Source organism: Citrobacter sp. BDA59-3, from assembly GCF_015167655.1.
Lineage (GTDB): Bacteria > Pseudomonadota > Gammaproteobacteria > Enterobacterales > Enterobacteriaceae > Phytobacter > Phytobacter diazotrophicus.
Map to the genome: position 1 here is coordinate 2,045,618 of NZ_CP063427.1, position 15,569 is coordinate 2,061,186.

At 52.4% G+C, this 15,569-nt stretch carries 15 protein-coding genes; 9 read left to right on the top strand and 6 right to left on the bottom strand.

Annotated elements, in window-relative coordinates:
• Window positions 1–41 precede the first annotated feature (41 nt).
• A complete protein-coding gene (locus IP582_RS09660; protein WP_039079506.1) occupies window positions 42–488 on the top strand; it encodes a YcgN family cysteine cluster protein in 447 nt (148 codons plus the stop codon).
• 109 nt (window positions 489–597) lie between these two features.
• Window positions 598–987 carry an Exc2 family lipoprotein gene (locus IP582_RS09665; RefSeq protein WP_193795775.1) on the top strand — a complete coding sequence of 130 codons (390 nt, stop codon included), beginning with the start codon at window positions 598–600 and terminating at the stop codon, window positions 985–987.
• 104 nt (window positions 988–1,091) lie between these two features.
• On the opposite strand, the gene dsbB is transcribed toward IP582_RS09665, so the two are convergent.
• The gene (gene dsbB / locus IP582_RS09670; RefSeq protein WP_193795776.1) at window positions 1,092–1,622 is read right to left on the bottom strand and encodes a disulfide bond formation protein DsbB; all 531 of its coding nucleotides are present in this window, start codon (window positions 1,620–1,622) and stop codon (window positions 1,092–1,094) included.
• Window positions 1,623–1,975: 353 nt separating this feature from the next.
• Here dsbB and fadR point away from each other — a divergent pair, with 353 nt between their 5' ends.
• Window positions 1,976–2,695: a fatty acid metabolism transcriptional regulator FadR gene (gene fadR, locus IP582_RS09675; protein ID WP_071195219.1), complete on the top strand. Its 720-nt coding sequence runs from the start codon at window positions 1,976–1,978 to the stop codon at window positions 2,693–2,695.
• Window positions 2,696–2,733: 38 nt separating this feature from the next.
• Here fadR and IP582_RS09680 read toward each other — a convergent pair whose 3' ends face one another.
• Entirely contained in the window at window positions 2,734–4,266 is a 1,533-nt protein-coding gene (locus IP582_RS09680) for a SpoVR family protein (protein ID WP_039079502.1), read from the bottom strand.
• Between the two features lie 318 nt (window positions 4,267–4,584).
• Here IP582_RS09680 and IP582_RS09685 point away from each other — a divergent pair, with 318 nt between their 5' ends.
• Window positions 4,585–5,883, top strand: coding sequence for a D-amino acid dehydrogenase (locus IP582_RS09685; protein ID WP_193795777.1), 1,299 nt, complete (start codon window positions 4,585–4,587; stop codon window positions 5,881–5,883).
• Window positions 5,884–5,910: 27 nt separating this feature from the next.
• A complete protein-coding gene (dadX, locus tag IP582_RS09690) occupies window positions 5,911–6,981 on the top strand; it encodes a catabolic alanine racemase DadX (RefSeq protein ID WP_193795778.1) in 1,071 nt (356 codons plus the stop codon).
• Window positions 6,982–6,995: 14 nt separating this feature from the next.
• On the opposite strand, the gene IP582_RS09695 is transcribed toward dadX, so the two are convergent.
• Both IP582_RS09695 and ldcA read right to left on the bottom strand, forming a co-directional pair.
• Window positions 6,996–8,729, bottom strand: a complete 1,734-nt coding sequence (locus IP582_RS09695) for a potassium/proton antiporter (RefSeq protein WP_193795779.1) — start codon at window positions 8,727–8,729, stop codon at window positions 6,996–6,998.
• 140 nt (window positions 8,730–8,869) lie between these two features.
• Window positions 8,870–9,781 carry a muramoyltetrapeptide carboxypeptidase gene (gene ldcA, locus IP582_RS09700; RefSeq protein WP_193795780.1) on the bottom strand — a complete coding sequence of 304 codons (912 nt, stop codon included), beginning with the start codon at window positions 9,779–9,781 and terminating at the stop codon, window positions 8,870–8,872.
• Between the two features lie 98 nt (window positions 9,782–9,879).
• On the opposite strand from ldcA, the gene emtA reads away from it, so the two are divergent.
• Window positions 9,880–10,494: a membrane-bound lytic murein transglycosylase EmtA gene (gene emtA, locus IP582_RS09705; RefSeq protein ID WP_039079519.1), complete on the top strand. Its 615-nt coding sequence runs from the start codon at window positions 9,880–9,882 to the stop codon at window positions 10,492–10,494.
• Between the two features lie 48 nt (window positions 10,495–10,542).
• Here emtA and IP582_RS09710 read toward each other — a convergent pair whose 3' ends face one another.
• Window positions 10,543–11,277, bottom strand: coding sequence for a flagellar brake protein (locus IP582_RS09710; protein WP_039079497.1), 735 nt, complete (start codon window positions 11,275–11,277; stop codon window positions 10,543–10,545).
• 210 nt (window positions 11,278–11,487) lie between these two features.
• On the opposite strand from IP582_RS09710, the gene IP582_RS09715 reads away from it, so the two are divergent.
• A complete protein-coding gene (locus IP582_RS09715; RefSeq protein ID WP_039079496.1) occupies window positions 11,488–11,742 on the top strand; it encodes a GlsB/YeaQ/YmgE family stress response membrane protein in 255 nt (84 codons plus the stop codon).
• Window positions 11,743–11,812: 70 nt separating this feature from the next.
• Here the strand turns inward: IP582_RS09715 and IP582_RS09720 are convergent, their stop codons facing one another.
• Window positions 11,813–13,507 carry an alpha,alpha-trehalase gene (locus IP582_RS09720; protein WP_071195223.1) on the bottom strand — a complete coding sequence of 565 codons (1,695 nt, stop codon included), beginning with the start codon at window positions 13,505–13,507 and terminating at the stop codon, window positions 11,813–11,815.
• 1,037 nt (window positions 13,508–14,544) lie between these two features.
• Here IP582_RS09720 and IP582_RS09725 point away from each other — a divergent pair.
• Both IP582_RS09725 and tssJ read left to right on the top strand, forming a co-directional pair.
• Window positions 14,545–15,039: a hypothetical protein gene (locus IP582_RS09725; RefSeq protein WP_108701537.1), complete on the top strand. Its 495-nt coding sequence runs from the start codon at window positions 14,545–14,547 to the stop codon at window positions 15,037–15,039.
• A gap of 22 nt (window positions 15,040–15,061) precedes the next feature.
• On the top strand, window positions 15,062–15,568 hold the full coding sequence (tssJ, locus tag IP582_RS09730) for a type VI secretion system lipoprotein TssJ (RefSeq protein ID WP_039079493.1): 507 nt from the start codon (window positions 15,062–15,064) through the stop codon (window positions 15,566–15,568).
• Window position 15,569: the final 1 nt, after the last annotated feature.

Here is a 15,569-nt window from a genome sequence, read left to right on the forward strand (position 1 = left end):
GGTTATAAGGTGCTCCCTGGTTTTAAATGGCGAACTGATTTATGAGCGACACACCTTTCTGGCAAAGCAAAACTCTTGAACAAATGACGGACGCGGAGTGGGAATCGCTGTGTGACGGCTGCGGTCAGTGCTGCCTGCATAAGCTAATGGATGAAGATTCTGACGAGATCTATTTCACCAATGTGGCCTGCCGCCAGTTGAACATCAAAACCTGCCAGTGTCGTAACTATGAGCGTCGCTTTGAGTATGAGCCGGACTGCATCAAGCTGACGCGCGATAATTTACCCACCTTTGAATGGTTGCCGCCCACTTGCGCTTATCGTCTGCTGGCTGAAGGGAAGGCACTGCCAGTGTGGCATCCTCTGCGTACCGGTTCGAAGGAGATGATGCACAAACAGCGCATCACGGTTCGCCATATTGCGGTAAAAGAGTCCGAAGTCCGCGACTGGCAGGATCATATCCTCAACAAGCCAGATTGGGCGCAATAATCTCTTTTGTTATACCGCGAATTGCCTGAGATGATTAAAAAGTGATTTAAAACAAGACTCTAAAATGTTTGCATGTCTTAAATAAGCTAAAACATCAATGGGGTCTGTAATGAGTAAATTCATTGTGCTGGTAGCGGCAGGTGTTCTGCTCGCAGGATGTACGGCGTCTAAACCCTCTCCACAGCGGCACGCTATCGCTTTTACGGAAAATCACAGCTCAACGGACGGTGGTGTCCGGTTCTCGGCAAGTGGTACATATCGCAACATCATTCCCGCCTTTGAACAAGCGTACGATAAAGGAAAATTGGACCGCATTGTGGGTCATGATGTGCATTACGCCATTAAGTATGCCGGGATACTCAGAGAGCAGGCCAGCCGTCATCTCACCGAAACATATGACAGGTCTGGCGATACGGTACAGGCGGATTCGAAAGATGCCGATTCGATAGGCAATGAATTATCGGCAACGTATCTGGATGGCTATAACGGGGTGTATTAGGCCAGTCTTCTCAAGGGTGTATCGCGCCGCTCGGTGAAGTAACACTTACGGGAAGCGTATGCAATTTTGCGGCAATAAAAAAACGCTCCCGAAGGAGCGTTCTGTTAACGACCAAAGAGGTCGCGTTTTTTTGGTTTGAAGGGCTGTGCGATGAGCACCAGCGCCGCAACAACAAAGTAAGCGACAAAGATACCTAACAGCCATTGCGGCATTTCCAGCGACAGGAACTGCCACTGTTTTTCAGCACAATCGCCCGAAGCAACAAAGACCTGCGGAAGCCACTTATCCAGTGGCAGCCACGAAGGGAAACGCGCAGCAAAGTCGCAGGTCATAAAAGGAGAAGGGTGAAGCTGGATCATGGTGTGTTCATACGCCAGTTGGATACCGCGCCAGGCGCTATACAACCAAATTAAGATGGCGACGTAGCGCAACGGCGTCTTCGGCGCAATCGCACCGACGATACCCGCACCCATCACACCAAAAAGGGCAGAACGCTCATAAATACACAGGACACAGGGTTTCAGCAGCATGACGTGCTGGAACCACAACGCCACTAATTCAAGTGCCAGTGCGGTGAACGCCATTAATAGCCATGCGCCGCGCCCGCGAGAGCACTTGTTTAAATATCGCAACATAATCATTTCCCTGGGACATGCGTAGACACAGCAGTGTAAACGAAATCACTTAGCAAGCCACTATTGCATAAGAAAATAATACGTAATCGGATGTTTATCATGCGAAAAGTCAAATCTTGCTGTCAGGAATGTAAGCAAAGCGCTAACAGGAAAAGCATTTATGATAAATGTGGTAAATGACTTTCAGTAAAAAGGGAACAGTCGTGAATAAAATGGGGAGTAAACCGCACATCGGGTGAATCTTTCAAATTGGATCGGCGATCCCCTTTTTCTTCATTTCGCCTGCTATCTGCCCCCGAAGTGGTCTGGTATGATGAGTGATCTTTGCTTAGTTGTATAATGGAAATCTCACTATGGTTATAAAGGCGCAGAGCCCGGCGGGTTTCGCGGAAGAATACATCATTGAAAGTATCTGGAATAACCGTTTCCCTCCAGGGTCGATACTTCCAGCAGAGCGCGAACTCTCCGAACTGATTGGCGTCACTCGTACTACCTTGCGTGAAGTGTTACAGCGTCTGGCCCGCGATGGCTGGCTTACCATTCAGCACGGTAAGCCCACAAAAGTAAACAACTTTTGGGAAACGTCCGGGCTCAATATTCTGGAAACACTGGCGCGTCTGGACCATGAGAGCGTTCCACAACTCATCGATAACCTACTGTCGGTGCGTACCAATATCGCGACCATTTTCATCCGCACCGCATTCCGCCAGCATCCAGAAGACGCCTTAGCCGTGCTGGCCAGCGCGCGCGAAGTGGAAGATCACGGCGATGCGTTTGCTGAACTGGACTACAACATTTTCCGTGGACTGGCTTTTGCCTCCGGCAACCCGATTTACGGCCTGATCCTCAACGGTATGAAAGGGTTGTATACCCGCATTGGGCGTCATTACTTCGCAAGCCCGGAAGCACGCAGCCTGGCGCTCGGTTTTTACCACCGTCTGGCAGAAATCTGTGAGCAAGGTTTGCATGACCAGGTGTACGAAACCGTGCGTCGTTATGGGCATGACAGTGGTGAGATCTGGCAGCGCATGCATAAAACACTGCCTGGGGACTTGTCCATCAACGGGCGTTAAGCAAAGCGAAGCCCCTCCGGCGGAGGGGCTTTTTGCTATCAGAGGGTATTGCTGCGGGCAGGGCAGCGGTCCAGCAGTTCTACACTGCCATCTTCGTTTTGCTGTTCCAGCAGTACATCAAACCCCCACAGCCGATGCACATGTTTGAGCACTTCCCGGCGGCCTTTGTCCAGCGGGGCGCGATTGTGCGGAATATAACGTAGCGTCAGAGAACGATCGCCGCGCAAATCCACATTCCATACCTGGATATTGGGCTCCAGGTTGCTCAGGTTGTATTGAGATGACAATTTCGAGCGGATCTCACGATAGCCCTCTTCGTTATGAATCGCCGCAATCTCCAGATAATTATTGCGATCGTCATCCAGCACGGTAAAGAAGCGGAAATCACGCATGATTTTTGGCGACATAAACTGGCTGATAAAGCTTTCATCTTTAAAATCGCGCATGGCGAAGTGCAGCGTTTCCAGCCAGTCGGAACCGGCAATGTCCGGGAACCAGTATTTGTCTTCCTCCGTCGGAGACTGACAAATCCGTTTAATATCCTGGAACATCGCAAACCCAAGGGCATACGGGTTAATGCCGCTATACCACGGACTGTTGTAAGGCGGCTGGAACACCACGTTAGTGTGGCTGTGCAGGAATTCCAGCATAAAGCGGTCTGTCACTTTCCCTTCGTCGTACAAATGATTGAGAATGGTGTAGTGCCAGAAAGTGGCCCAGCCTTCATTCATCACCTGGGTCTGTTTCTGCGGATAAAAATACTGACTGACTTTACGCACGATGCGCAAAATCTCACGCTGCCATGGCTCCAGCAGCGGGGCGTTTTTCTCCATAAAATAGAGCAGGTTTTCCTGCGGCTCAGAAGGGTAGCGGCGCGCTTCGACAACGGCTTTCTCTTCTTCACGTTTTGGCAGGGTGCGCCATAGCGTGTTGACCTGGCTTTGCAGGTACTCCTCACGGCTTTTCTGGCGGGCTTTCTCCTCCTGCAGGGAGATCTTTTGCGGACGTTTATAACGGTCAACGCCGTAATTCATCAGCGCGTGGCAGGAATCGAGCAGTTTTTCCACCTCTTCCACACCGTAGCGCTCTTCACAATCGGTGATGTAGTTACGGGCGAAAATCAGGTAATCGACAATCGAGCTGGCATCCGTCCAGCTACGGAACAAATAATTATTCTTAAAGAAAGAGTTATGCCCATAGCAGGCATGCGCCATGACCAGCGCTTGCATGGTGATGGTGTTCTCTTCCATCAAATAGGCGATACAGGGATTGGAGTTAATGACAATCTCGTAGGCCAGACCTTGCTGTCCATGCTTATAAAGTCGCTCGGTTTCAATAAATTTTTTACCGAATGACCAGTGGGGGTAGTTAATGGGCATCCCGACACTTGAGTAGGCGTCCATCATCTGTTCCGAGGTGATGACTTCGATTTGGTGCGGGTAGGTATCCAGGCGGTAAAGTTTCGCCACCCGGTCGATCTCTGCGAGATACACATCCAGTAGATCGAAGGTCCAGTCAGGTCCATCACTGAGACGTATGGTGTCCTTATTCATGGAATCAATCGTAGCCATTAGCGCGCCCTCGTTGTTAGCAACTCTCTCTGTATGGAGAGTCTCATTTCAAGCATAGAACACACAATAAAAACTGTACGTGACGTCGCTTTTTTTCTTCGCGATAACACCTTTCAAGAGAGGGGTGAAAAGCCTCTTTTGCAGAATTTTATTCTGCGGCGAAATGTCGCGCAGCAGGAGATTCTAAATATCCTGATGCCTTTATTTACGGAAAGGTGTGAGGGGTGTCACCATAAAAAAGCCATATGTTGAATAACATTTTCATCTGAGTTATCAATTTGTAATCAGATGATTGTGCTTTACACATGGGAGCAGGTTATGCGAGTCGTTGTACTGGGAAGTGGCGTGGTAGGGGTTACCAGTGCCTGGTATCTGAGTCAGGCGGGACATGAGGTGACGGTCATTGACAGGGAATCTGGCCCGGCGCTGGAGACCAGTGCGGCGAACGCAGGGCAAATCTCGCCTGGTTACGCAGCGCCCTGGGCGGCACCAGGCGTACCGTTGAAAGCGATTAAATGGATGTTCCAGCGCCATGCGCCGCTGGCAATTAGTCTCGATGGCACCTCCACTCAACTCAAATGGATGTGGCAGATGCTGCGTAACTGCGACACCCGCCATTATATGGAAAACAAAGGCCGCATGGTGCGGCTTGCAGAGTACAGCCGCGACTGTTTAAAGCTGTTGCGTGAAACCACCCAAATTCAGTACGAAGGGCGTCAGGGCGGGACACTACAACTGTTCCGTACCCCAGAGCAGTACGAAAACGCCACACGGGATATTGCCGTACTGGAAGACGCCGGGGTGCCTTATCAACTGCTGGAATCGGCCCGGCTGGCAGAAGTGGAACCGGCACTGGCGCAGGTTGCACACAAACTCAGTGGTGGTCTGCGTTTGCCAAACGATGAAACCGGCGACTGCCAGCTCTTTACTCAGCAACTGGCGCAGATGGCGGCGCAGGCGGGCGTCACATTCCGCTTCAACACCCCGGTCGACAGGCTCCTGTACGAGGGCGAGCAAATTTACGGCGTCAAATGTGGCGATGAAGTGGTGAAAGCCGATGCTTACGTGATGGCGTTTGGTTCCTATTCCACGGCAATGCTGAAAGGAATTGTCGATATCCCGGTCTACCCCCTGAAAGGTTATTCGCTGACTATACCCATTGCGGAGGAGGCGGGCGCGCCGGTTTCGACTATCCTCGATGAAACCTACAAGATTGCGATTACCCGTTTTGATAACCGTATTCGTGTCGGTGGAATGGCGGAGATCGTTGGCTTTAATACCGAGCTTCTTAAACCACGCCGCGCCACGCTGGAGATGGTGGTCAAAGATCTCTTTCCGCGCGGCGGACATGTGGAGCAGGCAACCTTCTGGACCGGGCTGCGTCCGATGACGCCAGACGGTACGCCGGTAGTGGGGCGTGCTCCGTTTAAAAACTTATGGCTGAATACCGGGCATGGCACGCTGGGCTGGACGATGGCCTGTGGCTCAGGGCAATTGTTGAGCGACCTGATTTCCGGCCGCACGCCCGCCATTCCCTTTGAGGATTTGAGTGTGGCGCGCTACCAGCCGGGTTTTACCCCATCGCGGCCGCAACATTTGCACGGTGTTCACAACTAAACCTCCACCTTAAAACAAGGAGAACGTATGTCGCGTCCTGTCCAGGCGACTGTCGACTTACACGCACTTCGGCAGAACCTGCAGGTAGTCAGGCGCGCCGCACCACACTGCCGCGTCTGGTCAGTGGTGAAGGCTAACGCCTACGGTCATGGAATCGATCGTATCTGGCGTGCGCTGGAAGGCACCGACGGTTTCGCGCTGCTTAATCTGGAGGAGGCGATCCTCCTGCGCGAACGCGGCTGGAAAGGGCCGATTCTGATGCTGGAAGGCTTTTTCCACGCCGACGAGCTGCCGCTGTTTGATAAATATCGCCTGACCACCAGCGTGCACAGCAACTGGCAGGTTAAAGCCTTGCAGGATGCCCGGCTACACGCGCCGCTGGATGTTTACCTGAAAATGAACAGTGGCATGAACCGGCTGGGCTTTCAGCCTGAGCGTGTACAAACCCTCTGGCGGCAACTGCGGGAGTTGAGCAATGTGGGCGATATCACCCTGATGGCCCATTTTGCCGATGCGGAAAAACCGGACGGGATTGCCGGGGCGATGACACGCATTAACCATGCGTCGGAGGGGCTTGATTGCCCGCGTTCGCTGTCCAACTCCGCCGCCACGCTCTGGCACCCGGAAGCCCACGGTGATTGGGTGCGCCCTGGCATCGTGTTGTATGGCGCGTCTCCGTCCGGGGAGTGGCAGGATGTGGCTGGCAGTGGCATCAAACCGGTCATGAGCCTGACAAGCCAGATTATTGCCGTGCAAACGCTGCGTGCGGGGGACTGTGTGGGTTATGGCAGCCGCTATCGCGCCTCACAGGAGCAACGTATCGGCATCGTAGCCTGCGGTTATGCGGACGGTTATCCGCGTCTCGCCCGAACCGGTACACCCGTACTGGTGGACGGTATTCGCACCGGTACGGTAGGAGCCATTTCGATGGACATGCTGACGGTTGACCTGACGCCGTGCCCGCAAGCGGGCATCGGTACGCCAGTTGAACTTTGGGGTAACGAGATCAAAATTGATGAAGTGGCCGCGTGCGCAGGGACGGTTGGCTATGAATTAATGTGCGCACTCGCACCGCGCGTCCCCGTTGTGACAGTGTAACTATGGCGAGGCGGTCACTCCGCCTCGTCATCCGCGACCCGGACGCCGACCTTACGCACCGCGTCCTCTTCTTTCTCTGCAACCGTCCAGATCATGCCGGCAAACTCCACCTGATCGCCTACCACGGGCGCAGCCCCGAGCAGTTGCTGAACAATCTCACCGAGTGTTTGTTGTTTATCACGGTACTCCAGTCCCTCTTCCAGACCATAAATCAGCGCCACATCGGCAAACTTCGCATCGGCTTCGAGGATAAAATCCCCAAAGAAACGCTGATCCAGCGAGACAGGAGGAGACCGGCTAAACAACTTACCCAGCGCTGGCAGATCGCGTTCACGACCAATCACGCACAGCACATCACCTTCACGCAGTCGCGTGCTACCGGTCGGATGGAGCAGCGAATTATCACGAAACAGGGCGGCAATACGCGTTTCGGAAGGCATATGCAGGTCGCGAAGGGCGGCGCCCACGCACCATTTATCGGCGCTCAACTGGTAGACAAACTGCTCCCACGGATTTTCCGGATGGATATCCAGCCCGACGCGGGAAACCGGCCAGCCCACGGGTGGTACCACGACTCTGGCTTTTTTAGCTGCCCACGACAGCGATGTCCCCTGGAATAACAGCGAAATCAGCACCACAAAGAAGGCGACATTAAAAAACAGCCGCGCATTGTCCAGACCGGCCATCATCGGGAAGACGGCAAGAATGATCGGCACCGCGCCCCGCAGCCCCACCCAACTGATGAAAATGCGCTCGCGCAGATTGAAACCGCGAAACGGCAGCAGCCCGGCGAAAACTGACAGCGGACGGGCGAAAAAGATCATCCACGCCGAGAGGATCAGCGCCGGAATGGCAATCGGCAGCAAATCAGATGGCGTGACCAGCAGCCCCAGGACAAGGAACATGCCGATTTGCGCCAGCCAGGCCAGACCATCGAAGTTTTGCTGAATGGCGTAACGATTGCGTATCGGACGATTGCCCAGCACAAAACCACACAGATAGACCGCCAGTATTCCGCTGCCTTCAATGGCGGTGGTCACCGCGAACACCAGAATGCCGCCGCTCAGCGCCAGCAGAGGATAGAGACCGGCGGGCAGGGAGATGCGATTGATCATCTGTTGCAGCAAATAGCCGCCCGCTAGGCCTAACACGATACCCAGCCCAAACTGCTGAATAATGTGCACGACAAACATCCAGCTCAAGCCCGCATGATGCTGCTGAATCATCTCAATCAGTGTGATGGTCAAAAAGACCGCCATCGGATCGTTGCTGCCGGACTCAATTTCCAGCGTTGAACCGACACGCTCGTTCAGCCCTTTCCCGCCAAGCAGTGAGAACACCGCAGCCGCGTCCGTCGAGCCAACAATCGCGCCGATCAGCAACCCTTCCATGATATCGAGGTGGAACAGCCAGGCCGCCATCATCCCGGTCAGCCCGGACGTGATAAGCACTCCCACCGTCGCCAGAGAGAGGGCGGGCCACAGCGCCACGCGAAAGGAACTCGCCTGGGTTCGCATCCCGCCATCCAGCAAAATCACCGCCAGCGCGAGGTTACTGACCATATAGGCGAACGGATAATTGTCGAACGGAATGCCGCCAATACCGTCAATGCCTGCCAGCATGCCAATGGCGAGAAAGATAACGAGGATCGGGATACCAAGACGGGAGGAGAAAGAACTTAATAAAATACTGCAGGTTACAAGTACTGAACCCAAAATAAACAGACTAATTACCGCCTCTGCATCCAATGTCGTGCGTCTCCTCTTACCCGGAAAATGGTGAAACCCATAACCGCTCAGTGCCTGAATACGCTGAGCAGTTATGGTTTAAAAACCCGATATATATTAACGGCAGAAATACAGATTTAATCAGTCGGTTAAATGTTTTTTTATGCGCCCAATACGGGATGACCGGAAATAGTCAGTCGTGAGCGCTCATTATGCTCTAGTACCGCATGCGCGCCGAGAGGCAGCGTGACGGTCTCTTGCTCGTGACCAAATGCAAGCCCCGTTATCACCGGGATCGAGAGCCTGCTTCGCAAGTATTCCACCATCGTATTAAGATTGTAGCCCGCATCGTATTCATTGGGATCGGCGCTGGTGAAACTGCCCAGTACCAGCGCCTTCTGACGCGCGAGAATGCCGCAATGCAGCAACTGCAACAGCATACGTTCCACGCGGAAAGGATGCTCATTGATATCCTCAACCACCAGAATGCCATCCTCAATATCCGGCAGCCACGGCGTGCCGATAAGCGAAACCAGCATTGCCAGATTCCCCCCCCATAACGTGCCCTGGGTGTGACAACGTGGGCCTTCGCCGCGCCACTCGACGGTCAGTTCACGCTGGCGCAGCGCCTGCCAGAAATAACGCTCGGTAAATTCATTCAGTGTTGGTGCGCCGAAATTGCCGGCCAACATCGGGCCGCTAAAGGTGATCACGCCGCCACGGGCTAATAAGCCCATCTGCACCACCGTAAAATCGCTGTGTCCACAGATAAGTAACGGCTGGGATTGTTGTCGGCGAATAAGGCCCTGCCAGTCGATATCTTCCAGCAGGCGGCTTGCGCCATAGCCGCCGCGAACGGGGAGAACGATAATATCCGCGCCTTCGAGCGCGACCAGGGCGTTAAGGTCATGAAGACGTTCGCTCTCCTGACCCGCAAAGCGTTGGTCGCGGCGGGTAATGACACCACGGTTATCCACCTGATGTCCCTGTAACTCCAGCCGTTGAACCCCAAGCGCTGCGGCCTGCTGATTAATGCAGTAACCGGAGGGCGCAATCAAATGAAACCTCGACATGGCAATTCCTTGCTGACATCTAATTGGAAACGGTTATCATGCCGCTAACCCTGTTTGTTGTCATCCATAGTGATGCGTTCACCAAAGAAGGATTGCGTGTGAAATTGAGATGGTTTGCTTTTTTAATTGTGCTTCTGGCGGGTTGTAGCTCGAAACGCACGGACTACCGTAACCCGGACTGGAACCCGGAAGTCCCGGTAAAACGGGCCATGCAGTGGATGCCAGTCAGTGAAAAAGCGGGGGCGGCGTGGGGCGTCAGTCCGCGTCTGATTACCGCGATGATTGCGGTTGAGTCAGGCGGCAACCCCAACCTTGTCAGTAAATCAAACGCCGTTGGGCTGATGCAGTTAAAAGCTTCCACCTCCGGGCGCGAAGTGTATCGCTATATGGGCTGGAGCGGTGAACCTACAACCAGCGAGCTGAAAAACCCGGAGCGCAATATCTCCATGGGGGCAGCGTATTTGAGCATTATGGAGCACGGTGTACTGGCGGGAATAAAAGATCCGCAAGTGATGCAATATGCGCTGGTGGTCTCCTATGTGAACGGCGCAGGCGCGCTGCTGCGGACATTCTCATCCGACCGGAAAAAAGCGATCGACAAGATTAACGACCTGAGCGCTGACGGCTTTTTTGAACACGTGGTAGAAAACCACCCGGCACCACAGGCGCCGCGCTACATCTGGAAAGTACAGAAGGCGATGAACGCCATGTAAACGCCATATCACTGTGAAAAGACCCGCCTGGATAAGCGGGTCTTTTTTTTAGCGTACGCGGCTGGCGCGTTCGCGGGCCTCGCGTTCGAGCGCAAAGATAATACGCTGGAGTTCACGCTCAACGCCGGGGCTGACGTTAAGAAAGCGAAAACTCAGACGCGGCGTGGTAATGGTTTCGTTTTTGCCGTCTACCACTTTTCGCTCACCGATGGCGATAAGCTGTGCGTCAAAATAGAACTGTCCCCATGAGGCCATATCCAGCTCTATCTGGGAAAAGCGCATACCTGCCTGCAATCCTTCCGGAACAGTGCCATCCAGTAACGCGCCCATACCGCCGAGTGAAAGGTCGAACAGGCGGAAACGCAGCTCCGTCTTCTTGTCCGGCATTTTGGCTTTACAGAAATAGGCGGGGTGCAGCGGGGCGTTGATGCGAAAGTATTCGCGACGCTGAATGAAATAGAGGCTTTCTGGCAGTTCAGAAATGAAAGCGGGCAAAGCCTGATAATCGCCGCTGTGCAGTGTGGGAAGGGTAAATTCGACTTTGGCACCCTGGGTTTCGGCGGTGATGGTCACTTTTGTGGCGCGTTGCACTGCTGTGTTATCAAACTCCTGACTACCAAAGTCCATGATCAGTTCTTCGGGGTTCACTTCGAGGATCTTACTGATGAATTGCCCGCTCGACCACGCAATGCACACAGGTACCTGGCTCTTTTGCAAATCACGCAAGACGCCGAGTACGGCTAATGGACTATTTTTCAGGAACTGCTCACTGTACTTACTCACGCCGAAAGGCTCCTTGATCACTGACAGACAGTCTTGATGCACTATCGGCAATTCCGGAGAATTCTTAATACAAATTCATAAAAATATTCTGAGGAATTGCAATTAAGTCCGTGAGATGAAAATGCTTTTCACACTATCGCCTATACTCTAGTCAACGTGCGGGAATTATGCACGATACGTACATATGACGTTGTAGCAGGAGAAAAGTAAATGGGCATCATCGCGTGGATTGTTTTTGGTCTGATTGCAGGGGTTATCGCAAAATTAATCATGCCTGGCCGGGATGGCGGCGGATTCATTTTGACCTGTCTACTTGGGATAGTGGGGGCGGTAGTCGGTGGTTGGCTGGCGACCCGCTTTAATTTTGGCGGCGATGTAACGGGTTTCAACCTTCATAGCTTCCTGGTTGCGGTGGTGGGTGCCATCATTGTACTGGCTGTCTTTAGGCTGTTACGGCGGGGTTAATTGTTTCCGTAAATGAATAAGGCCGGTGAGTTTGTTCACCGGCCTTTTCTTTTATTATGCTTTTATTGTGTTACTGTGCCGCCGCTTTTTGCGGTTCGGCTGCCGTCTGGGTAACCGGCTGACTGGCAGGCAGACTGTCACAAGGCTGCTCTTTCGGACAGACCAGATCGAGCATTTTCAGCGTCACGCCGTTTGTCCAGCCGAAACCATCCTGCAACGGGTATTCTCCGCCGCCGCCACCTGTCCCGGTGCTGCTGACATCATACTTCTCAACCAGCTTTTTCTCGCGGTCATAGGTATGTTGAACGTTTGACAGGAAGCGCCATGTGACATCCATCGACAGTTTTTTCTGGTCGTAGTTTTGCAAACCGGCGACCGCGACCCATTGCAGGGGCGCCCAGCCATTTGGTGCATCCCATTGTTGACCACTGTTGACGGTGGTTGTGGAGATCCCGCCTGGTTTCAACAGCCGCGACTGCGTGGCTGCCGCTACTTTCGTCGCGCGATCTTTCGCCGCCGCATTCACATACAGTGGGAAGAGGGCGGCCGCCGTCAACTGATTACGAACCTTTTTGGTTTTCAGGTCGTAATCGGCATACCAGCCCTCTTTATCATTCCACAGGTTGGCTTCTATGGCTTTCTGGCGGGCCGAGGCCAGCGCTTCATACTGGCTCGCTTTAGCGCTGTCGCCGGATGCCTGGCTGGCGCGGGCGATCATTTTTTCCAGCTTGAACATCAGCGCATTCAAATCCACCGGTACGATGCTGGTGGTGCGGATAGTCCCCAGTTGTTCGGGGTTATCCATCCAGCGTGAGCTGAAATCCCAGCCCGATGCCGCAGCGGAGCGCAGATCCCGGTAGATCTCTGTTGCCGGACGATTGGGGTTGTTCTTCGCGGTGGTAACGTCATCCAGCCAGGATTCCGGGCGCGGAGTGTCTTTATCATCCCAGTAGCGGTTCAGCACCGAACCGTCATCAAGCTTAACGACCCGCTTGCTGGCCTGACCGTTTTGCAGCCCCTCCAGCCCGTCCATCCAGTAGTGGTACTCTTTTTCCATCTCTGGCAGGTAGGTCTTGAGCACGTCATCACCGTCATGGGATGCCAGTAATTCAACCATAAATGCAAAGAAAGGCGGTTGGGAGCGGCTCAGATAGTAACTACGGTTGCCGTTGGGAATGTGGCCCCAGGTATCAATTTCATAGGCGAAGTTAGCCACCATATCTTCAATTTTGTCCCAGTGTCCGCTCTCCGCCAGGCCCAGCATGGTGAAATAACTGTCCCAGTAGTAGACCTCGCGAAAACGGCCTCCCGGCACCACATAAGGTTTCGGCAGGGGGAGGAGAGAGTCCCACTTACCGGCTTTGTCCGTCGTGCGCGTCAGCACGGGCCACAGGCCATCAATATGCTCACGCAGGTTTTGCCCTTCCGGGGGAACATACTTTTCCCCTTCTTTTGGCAGATCAAAGTTGACGTTAACAAAGTGGCGAAGATCAAAGCTGGTCTGGTTTCGCTGCATACGGTAATCCGCAAGGATCATCAAGGGGTCACCCTTGGGAACGGCATCGGCGAAGGTTTTTTGATCGGGAAAGAGTTTGGCGCTTTGCACATCGCTAAACAAAGGGCCGAGCAGGATATCCGGCGACTGTGGGGTGTTGGGCGCATCTGCCGCCAGAGCCGACGGGATAAGTGAAAGCAGGGCGCCACCCAGTGCGATATGCATAGCAAGATACAAGGTGCGCTGACGGCGCAAATCTGGTCTTGTCATTAAATGTTCTCCTTAGCGGGTGAAAAGCGAGGCCGCAGTAGCCAACCTTGTGAAAACCTTAGTCGAATATCAGTCGAACGGCGTGCCCTGTGTGGCATTTTCCGCCCTTCCAGACAATTTACCTTGTTGCCCATCCCTATAAGTAAAAATTATGCCTTAATAGCTCTTTGCACGCATTTTGATCATTTATTTAACTCAAATTAGGTAGAAAACAGGTATTTCCGCAAATAAATAAGATTTCCGTCAAATAAAATAACGGTGATTGATCAGTTTTTCTTATTGAAAACGAATTGTCATATTTGTTTTGCATCAAATAAGCTGAATTGATTCATTTACTGGCCGTTCACATTGAGTTAGCGATGCTAAATAGTGTCGCACTGAAAACAATTTATTTAGCGGGGATAAAATATTTTCGCAGTTGATTATTTCGCTATGGTCAGACCAGGTGAATAATATTCACTTTGCACGGTTTTAATATTTCACTTTATCGACCTGACGGGTCTTGACTTATCAGGCGTCATTCAATATTCCGCACAGTAAATGTGGCTTTTTGGCTACTAATAATGAGGGGTTAAATATGCAAAATTAGCTTTTTAGGATTTATCTGATAACAGGGAGGGTTTGATATGTTCTCACTGCGGTTTGATGGATAAAATCATTAAATACAGTGGCTTGATCTTCATTCGAAGGGGCTTTCGGCTCTGCCTGGCTATGATTTCTACTATCAGAAGACCTAAGTGAAATTGTTTCTTGAGAATTATCTTAATTTAGATAAATTTTAAATATTCATTTTTCATTAAGGCTGAGATGATATTGAATTGTATCGTCTCGTCTGTAAAATTTAGACACGATTATCATTGATGAAGTCATATTTCGCTGCCTTGCTGGTGCAACGGCTCGTGCGGTAGCTATGCCTTTAATTCATTATTTGATCGGTTTGCAGGGTAAGGGAGAGACTTATTTTGAAAGAATGAAAAAGTTCTTTCCTAAACGTTCCAGTTCCACACAGTAATATATTTGCAATGGAAATCACCGTTATGAAAATGCGAAATGTATTAGCCCTTCTGTTTGTTTTTGCACTCTCCGCATGTAAAGCACCACCGCCGGCGACGCCCACAGACGACACGATTGTGACCAGCGAGGTGAATGGCACCACGCTTACCCACCGCTATGCGGTAAAACCACCGAAAGAGTTTCAACCCATCAAAGAGAACTACCGTGCACTCTATCCTGCGTCGCTGATGAGCACGCCGGATTACGGCGGCAAAATGATCCGTCAACTGCAAACCGGTAAAACCTACATTGTACTGGGCCAGGTTGAACACTTCTGGATGGCTCTGGCCGATGAAGGTCAGGAAGAGTTGATTGGTTATGTCCCGATGCGTGCTGTGGTGAAAAGCGAGTTGTACGACGAAACGGTACGCAAGCAAACCCCGCGCCTGAGAACCCGCCAGAAACAGACCTGCGTGTCGGTTGATGGTAGCAGCAAAGCGTGTAAAAACAGCAACTCAGGTACCTGGATTCTTAACTAATTCGCCATCATGAGCGATGGATATGAAAACTAACTTCGTGGTACGCCAGCTCATCCTGGCGTTTTTCCTTACGCTGACCACCCTGGTCAGCGGTTGTGGATCGACTTCACATAGCGTACCTGCCAGTTACACCCTTCAGTTCCAGGCGCACCCGCAGGTCAACGCATCCGCGCCGCTCAAAGTCAGGGTTTTGCTGTTGAAATCCGACGCGACATTTATGTCCGCCGATTTCTGGTCGCTACAAAACAATGCGGGAAACACCCTTGGGGGTAACCTGCTCAACAGCGATGAGTTCTTCTTACTGCCCGGTCAACTGACAAAAACACTCACCGGCCAGGCTACCCCGGAAGCACGCTATATCGGCGTGATGGCGGAGTATCAGGCGCTGGATGGCAAAAAATGGCGGATCTCCATTCCGCTTCCCGTGCAGGGTGAAAGTCGCTTTTATGAATTCTGGAAATGGTCGTCTGACTCACTTGAAGCCAGCGTTTTTCTCGACGTGAACGGGATCCGCGTCGTTTCCAGATAGC

What these genes read in the sequence shown, in the direction of transcription:
- IP582_RS09715 (WP_039079496.1), top strand. Translation starts at nt 11,488, where the DNA reads ATGGGCATCATCGCGTGGATTGTTTTTGGTCTGATTGCAGGGGTTATC.
- IP582_RS09685 (WP_193795777.1), top strand. Translation starts at nt 4,585, where the DNA reads ATGCGAGTCGTTGTACTGGGAAGTGGCGTGGTAGGGGTTACCAGTGCC.
- IP582_RS09725 (WP_108701537.1), top strand. Translation starts at nt 14,545, where the DNA reads ATGAAAATGCGAAATGTATTAGCCCTTCTGTTTGTTTTTGCACTCTCC.
- dadX (WP_193795778.1), top strand. Translation starts at nt 5,911, where the DNA reads ATGTCGCGTCCTGTCCAGGCGACTGTCGACTTACACGCACTTCGGCAG.
- fadR (WP_071195219.1), top strand. Translation starts at nt 1,976, where the DNA reads ATGGTTATAAAGGCGCAGAGCCCGGCGGGTTTCGCGGAAGAATACATC.
- tssJ (WP_039079493.1), top strand. Translation starts at nt 15,062, where the DNA reads ATGAAAACTAACTTCGTGGTACGCCAGCTCATCCTGGCGTTTTTCCTT.
- ldcA (WP_193795780.1), bottom strand. Translation starts at nt 9,781, where the DNA reads ATGTCGAGGTTTCATTTGATTGCGCCCTCCGGTTACTGCATTAATCAG.
- IP582_RS09660 (WP_039079506.1), top strand. Translation starts at nt 42, where the DNA reads ATGAGCGACACACCTTTCTGGCAAAGCAAAACTCTTGAACAAATGACG.
- IP582_RS09720 (WP_071195223.1), bottom strand. Translation starts at nt 13,507, where the DNA reads ATGACAAGACCAGATTTGCGCCGTCAGCGCACCTTGTATCTTGCTATG.
- dsbB (WP_193795776.1), bottom strand. Translation starts at nt 1,622, where the DNA reads ATGTTGCGATATTTAAACAAGTGCTCTCGCGGGCGCGGCGCATGGCTA.
- IP582_RS09665 (WP_193795775.1), top strand. Translation starts at nt 598, where the DNA reads ATGAGTAAATTCATTGTGCTGGTAGCGGCAGGTGTTCTGCTCGCAGGA.
- IP582_RS09680 (WP_039079502.1), bottom strand. Translation starts at nt 4,266, where the DNA reads ATGGCTACGATTGATTCCATGAATAAGGACACCATACGTCTCAGTGAT.